This is a genomic window from Oceanobacillus locisalsi (assembly GCF_042675985.1).
GTDB lineage: Bacteria > Bacillota > Bacilli > Bacillales > Amphibacillaceae > Oceanobacillus > Oceanobacillus locisalsi.
The window spans coordinates 24,240-30,401 of sequence record NZ_JBHTKK010000036.1 but is presented as its reverse complement, the minus strand read 5'-3'; the positions used below and the strand labels follow the sequence as shown (position 1 = coordinate 30,401).

Annotated in this window: 4 protein-coding genes; all 4 read left to right on the top strand. The window is 36.4% G+C overall.

The window, feature by feature from the left end; genetic code table 11:
* Positions 1–340 precede the first annotated feature (340 nt).
* The gene (locus tag ACFQ19_RS19080; RefSeq protein ID WP_379594301.1) at positions 341–1,333 is read left to right on the top strand and encodes a LacI family DNA-binding transcriptional regulator; all 993 of its coding nucleotides are present in this window, start codon (positions 341–343) and stop codon (positions 1,331–1,333) included.
* A 99-nt stretch (positions 1,334–1,432) separates the two neighbouring features.
* Positions 1,433–3,088, top strand: a complete 1,656-nt coding sequence (locus ACFQ19_RS19075; RefSeq protein WP_379594299.1) for an alpha-glucosidase — start codon at positions 1,433–1,435, stop codon at positions 3,086–3,088.
* Positions 3,089–3,103: 15 nt separating this feature from the next.
* Positions 3,104–4,552, top strand: a complete 1,449-nt coding sequence (locus tag ACFQ19_RS19070) for a PTS transporter subunit EIIC (protein ID WP_379594297.1) — start codon at positions 3,104–3,106, stop codon at positions 4,550–4,552.
* Between the two features lie 109 nt (positions 4,553–4,661).
* Positions 4,662–6,140 carry a glycoside hydrolase family 32 protein gene (locus ACFQ19_RS19065; protein WP_379594296.1) on the top strand — a complete coding sequence of 493 codons (1,479 nt, stop codon included), beginning with the start codon at positions 4,662–4,664 and terminating at the stop codon, positions 6,138–6,140.
* Positions 6,141–6,162: the final 22 nt, after the last annotated feature.

Sequence of the window (6,162 nt, the reverse complement as noted above, 5' to 3'; positions counted from 1 at the left end):
AAATCAACTATACCAAATGGAGAGGTGTTTTTCTTGTTTGAAATACTTTGTCAAGGAACCTATTACAGTAACTACGAGCACTAGAGTCTCTTGATTTTATTAAATTTTTCTAGGTGCGAAAGTTGAGTTGTTATGATATCATAATGGAAATATAATTTGTTCTCTGCATGTTATGAATTCATTTGTTTGATACGTTATATATCTGATGCATTTTATGAAACATGACATCGTTTTCAGGCATATGCCTGACTTTAATTTATACTATGAGTGAAAATGGCAGGATAATAAGATATAATGTTTATAAAAGCAGAAGACGTTCAGCGTTGAAAGGATAGAAATTATGGCTACAATTCGAGATATTTCTGAAAAAGCAGGTGTTGCTAAGAGTACAGTATCCAGATACCTAAATGATGGATATGTTAGTGAAGCGACAAGAAAAAAAATTGAAAAAACGATCAAAAAGCTGGAATATATTCCGAATTCTTATGCGCAGAATTTACGTTTAGAAAGTAACCCTACAATTGGTGTAATTATACCTAGATTTGATTCATATTCCGTAACCACAACTTTGCAAGGAATTGATAAGAAATTGAAGGAATTAAATTATAATATTCTTATTGAGAATACAGATAGAAATTCTAAAATGGAAATTGAATATTTGAAGCGCTTGGCAAAGATGAAGGTGGCTGGAATAATACTTTTAGCTACAAAAATAACAGATGAACACATTCATGTGATCGAAGCGATTGAAGTTCCAGTAATCGTTATTGGGCAAGAAGATAAACGGCTTAACTGCGTTGTGTACAAAGACTATGAGGCGGCATTTGACCTTGCAGAATATTTAACTGACTACCATTTTTCTAAAATTGTCTATCTTGGTGTAGATGAAGTGGATGAAGCAGTTGGTGTACGAAGAAAAAATGGATTTATTGATCGATTTGCTCAGGATCATAAAAATGAAGTAATGGTTTATCATACAGATTTTTCTATGGATAATGCGATGCATACTACCAAAGAGTTATTAAATCAAATACATCCTGATTTGTTAATTTGTGCAACAGATAACATTGCCATTGGTGCAATGAAAGCTATTTACGAAAAAAACCTTCGTATTCCTGAAGATATTTCCTTAACCGGTTTCGGTAATTACCAAATATCAAATTATTTGAACCCGGCGCTGACAACCGTTCATTATGATTATAATAAAGCTGGTCATCTAGCTGCGGAAAATATTGTTCAAATGAAAGGGAAAAAAATTAACTCATCAACGATAAAAGTTGACTATCAAATAATGCCCAAAAATAGTATTGACAAATCAAAAAGAAAGCGATAATATTGCACAATATTAATAATTATTTTAACCGATATGGAATCGGTTCCTTATCAAAAACATGGAATCGATTCCATGTGTGAAATTATAGGAGGTTTTACCATGGAAAAGAAATGGTGGCAGGATGAAGTAGTTTATCAAATTTACCCAAAAAGTTTTTACGATTCCAATGGAGACGGTATCGGTGATTTGAAAGGGATTACAAAAAAGTTGGATTATCTGAAAGAGCTAGGAATTACTATGATTTGGATTTGTCCGATTTTTTCATCCCCTATGGTAGATAACGGTTATGATATTTCTGATTTTGAAGGAATTAATCCAGAGTTTGGAACTATGGACGATTTTAATCAGCTCTTAGAAGAAGCAAAGAAACGAGACATAAAAATAATATTGGATCTTGTTATTAATCATACTTCAGATGAGCATCCCTGGTTCCAAAAAGCGATAAAAGACCCGACAAGTAAATATAGAGATTATTATATTTTTAAACCAGGTATAGATGGAAACCCGCCGAACAATTGGCGATCTATCTTTGGCGGATCGGTCTGGGAAAAGCTTCCTGAAGAAGACCTTTATTACTTGCATGTATTTGATAAAAAACAGCCTGACTTAAATTGGGAAAATAAAGAGATGCGTCAGGAATTATATGCCATGATTAATCGCTGGCTGGATAAAGGTGTAGCGGGTTTTCGGATTGATTCCATCACGTTCATCAAAAAAGACAGTGACTATGCTGGTTTGCCGGCGGATGGAGCAGATGGATTAGTATCTTGTAAACATAAAACCAGAAATCGTCCCGGAATAGAATATTTTCTTAACGAATTGAAAGCGAATACTTTTGAAAGATATGATGCGGTAACAGTCGGTGAAGCACCAGGGGTAAATTATGAGGATTACGATCAATTCATTGGGAAAGATGGTTACTTTTCTATGATTTTTGATTTTCACTATGCAGATATTGATGTGAAATCAGGGTCGGATTGGTTTAAGCGCACTAATTGGACTGTTTCCGAATTTAAAGAATTATTATTTCGTTCTCAGAATGCTCTTCAGGAAGCGGGTTGGGGTGCGAATTTTTTGGAAAATCATGACCAGCCGCGTGTGCTGTCTAAATTGATAAGAGAGGAAAAGTGGCGAACGCCGGAAACAGCGAAAACTCTTGGGATGCTGTACTTCTTTCTAAGAGGAACACCGTTTATTTATCAAGGACAAGAGCTTGGGATGAAAAACTTTAGACGGTCAACGATTGACGCTTTTAACGATATTTCAAGTATTGATAATTACTACCGTTCCATCCAGGAAGGTTTTTCAAAAGAGGAAGCGCTACAATTTGTTAATTTAAGAAGTCGCGATAATACCAGAACACCATTTCCTTGGGAGGGGAAACAGTATGGTGGATTCACGACAGGAAAACCATGGCTGGATATGGCGGAAGAATACCCGACAGTTAATGCAGTGGATAATTCTGTTTATACATTTTATCAGAAAATGATTCAGCTGAGACAGGACAGCGCATGGAGTAACGTATTAACTTTTGGAAATATAACCGAGATAAAAGATGTCCCTGAAGAAGTCATTGCATATGAACGTACAGATAAAGATAAAAGTGTCAGCATTTTAATTAATTTAAGTACCGAAAAGAAAACGGTGATATTAAATCATTCAGTAGAGAACATTATTTTACACAGTCAATCGGAACCTTTGGTAGCAGGGAAAGAGATTACCTTGCAACCATATCAGGGAATGACAATCGGCTGACGGGAGGGAAGCAGTATGTCTGCAGATCAATACAAACAAACGGGAGACCGGATTATAGAAATTATAGGTGAGGACAATATAGAATCGGTAACGCATTGTGCAACAAGATTGCGTTTCAATGTTAAAGACAAAGAGTCTATCGACCAAGAAGCGATTGAAGATATGGAATTAGTCAAAGGTGTTTTCTATTATTCAGGACAATTTCAAGTAATCCTTGGTACAGGAGTTGTAAATAAAGTTTATAAAGCCATTGCTGGTGATACAGACAATGATGAAAGAAATCAAGAAAGCCAGGGCGGACAAAATCAAAACACAGGAAAGGGAAAAATACAGCAGGGAGTAAGAACCTTAGCGGACGTATTTATTGCGATTATTCCAGGAATTGTAGCAACAGGACTGTTTCTCGGATTACAAGGTGTCATCCTGAATGAAACCGTTTTAGGATTCTTTGGAACAAGTCCGGATGCTATTCCAGAGTCGATATTAACCCTGATTACCGTGTTAACAGATACAGTATTTGCTTTTCTGCCGGCTTTGATTTGCTGGTCGGCCAATAAGAAGTTTGGCGGCACCCCGATTATTGGGTTCGTTATCGGATTGATGCTTGTATCTCCTGCTTTGCCAAACGCTTATGACGTCGCGGATGCAACATCGAACGTGGAGCCGATGATGGCTTTTGGATTTATTCCAATTGTCGGTTATCAAGGAAGCGTTTTAACTGCACTTGTTGTTGGCTTTGTGGCAGCAAAAGTGGAAGTGAAATTACGAGCAAAAATGCCAGATTCTCTTGATTTAATGTTTACACCATTTTTTGTCATTATTATCAGTGTGTTGGGAGGATTGCTTGTTTTAGGGCCAGCACTCCGTATCGTTGAAAGTGGACTTGTATATGTTGTTACAGGATTGATTGATGTACCATTGGGAATTGGCGGATTTATTATAGGATTAATTTATCCACTGGCTGTTATGACAGGAATGCATCACCTTTTCATTATGATTGAAACCTCCTTGCTGGCTTCGACTGGATTTAATCCTTTGATTACAATATGTGCGATGTATGGGTTTGCAAATGCTGCAGTATGTTTTGCAATCAGCCGTCGAAGCAAGAAAAAGAATATTAAAGTAATGGGTAACAGTGCGGGAGTTACACAGTTGTTAGGTGTCAGTGAACCTGCGTTATTCGGTATCACCATCCGTTATGGAACTCGGCCATTGACTGTAATGCTTCTATCTTCAGCATTAGGTGGCATGGTGCTGTCTATGTTGGGAGTACAGGCGAATGCATATGGACTAGCAGTTATTTTATCACCGTTAATGTATATTTACAGCGGATATCACTTTATAACGTATATTATTGTCGGGATTGTAACCTTCATAGTAGCTTATATTTTGACTACTCTCTTTGCGGTTCCAAAAGAATTATTAAATGTACCAGATGAAAACAAGGATACCCAAAGTGCTTAAATGGTTTTTCAATAATATAACATATTAGTAGAGAGCATCTCTTTACTAATGAAAATGGAATAAATTAGATTGGCTCATGGAATTTTGGAAGGGAGCTTTAGAAAATTATATGTCTTGGACAAAAGAAATGCGGTATCGACACTATCGTGAAATGACGGAAGCAGAAGAGCAAGAATTGCTAGAAAAAGTGAATAATAGCATTTGGAGGCAGCAGTTTCATATACAGCCTCCTTATGGATTATTAAATGACCCCAATGGTTTTGCTTTTTATCAGGGAAAGTATCATTTATTTTACCAATGGTTCCCTTTTGGCCCGGTTCATGGAATGAAACATTGGTATCATGTGGAATCAGATGATTTAGTTCACTGGGAAGAAAAAGGACTTGGAATAGCTCCTGAGTATGATCATGAAAGCCATGGTGTATTCTCAGGGACAGGAATGGTCAAAGATGACTTGTTGTATTTATTTTACACAGCTAATAAACGTGATCAGAATTGGAATCGTGAATCTTCTCAAAGCTTTGCTGTTATGGATGAAGAAGGAAAGCTTGCTAAGCAGGAAAAGCCGATTATTTCCAAACAGCCGGAAGGATATACTGCGAATTTTCGAGATCCTAAAGTATGGAAGTCCGGTAACCAATATTATATGATTATCGGTGCGGAAAGAGAAAACCATACAGGATGTGTGTTGATTTATAAATCTGCAGATTTTCTCCATTGGAATTTCGAAGGAGAATTAAAAACGAATTTTGAACATTTCGGATACATGTGGGAATGTCCTGATATTTTTCAATTGAATGGAAAAGATGTACTAATGATTTCTCCTCAAGGACTTGAACCAGAAGGGGACTTTTACCAAAATATACACAACTCAGGATGTTTTATAGGGAAACTTGATTTAGAAAATTATTATTTTCATAGTAATGTTTTTCAGGAACTGGATGCTGGTTTTGATTTTTATGCACCGCAGACCACTCAAGCCCCGGATGGACGGCAAATTTTAATTGGGTGGATGGGTCTTCCTGATATGAATTATCCTTCTGATAAAGATATGTGGGCGAACTGTCTGACAATTCCTAGAGAACTATGTATTATACATGATAAGATATATCAAACTCCAGTAAAAGAAATGAATAAAAGGAGAGGTTCACTGGTAGAATGGCAAGGGTATGTGAACAAAGAAGAAAGACATCTGGAAAACTTCTCAGGTCAAACATATGAGTTAATTTGTGATTTGGAGTTAGAAAATGGTAAAGCTGGATTAAAGCTTCGCACAGGAAAACAAGAGGAGACTTTAATTTATCTAGATACGAATCTTCAGAAAGTAGTTCTCGATCGTACTAATTCGGGTGAGCCGGTATCTGAAGGTTATGGTAGTATACGTCAGGTTGCTTATGCAGATAAAAAAGTTTCTTTACGTATTTTTGTAGATGTTTCTTCTGTAGAAATCTTTGTAAATGAAGGGGAATTTGTTTTTACAGCAAGAATTTTCCCGCAGGAGGAGAGTAGAGGGGTTAAAATATTTGCTGATGATACAGAAGGATATTTGGACGTAAAAAAATGGGATATGAAAACTTCAAACAATTGAACATGCTGCCAAAGGATCAAAA

Coding starts and splice junctions, on each gene's coding strand:
- ACFQ19_RS19080 (WP_379594301.1), top strand. CDS start 341: ATGGCTACAATTCGAGATATTTCTGAAAAAGCAGGTGTTGCTAAGAGT.
- ACFQ19_RS19075 (WP_379594299.1), top strand. CDS start 1,433: ATGGAAAAGAAATGGTGGCAGGATGAAGTAGTTTATCAAATTTACCCA.
- ACFQ19_RS19070 (WP_379594297.1), top strand. CDS start 3,104: ATGTCTGCAGATCAATACAAACAAACGGGAGACCGGATTATAGAAATT.
- ACFQ19_RS19065 (WP_379594296.1), top strand. CDS start 4,662: ATGTCTTGGACAAAAGAAATGCGGTATCGACACTATCGTGAAATGACG.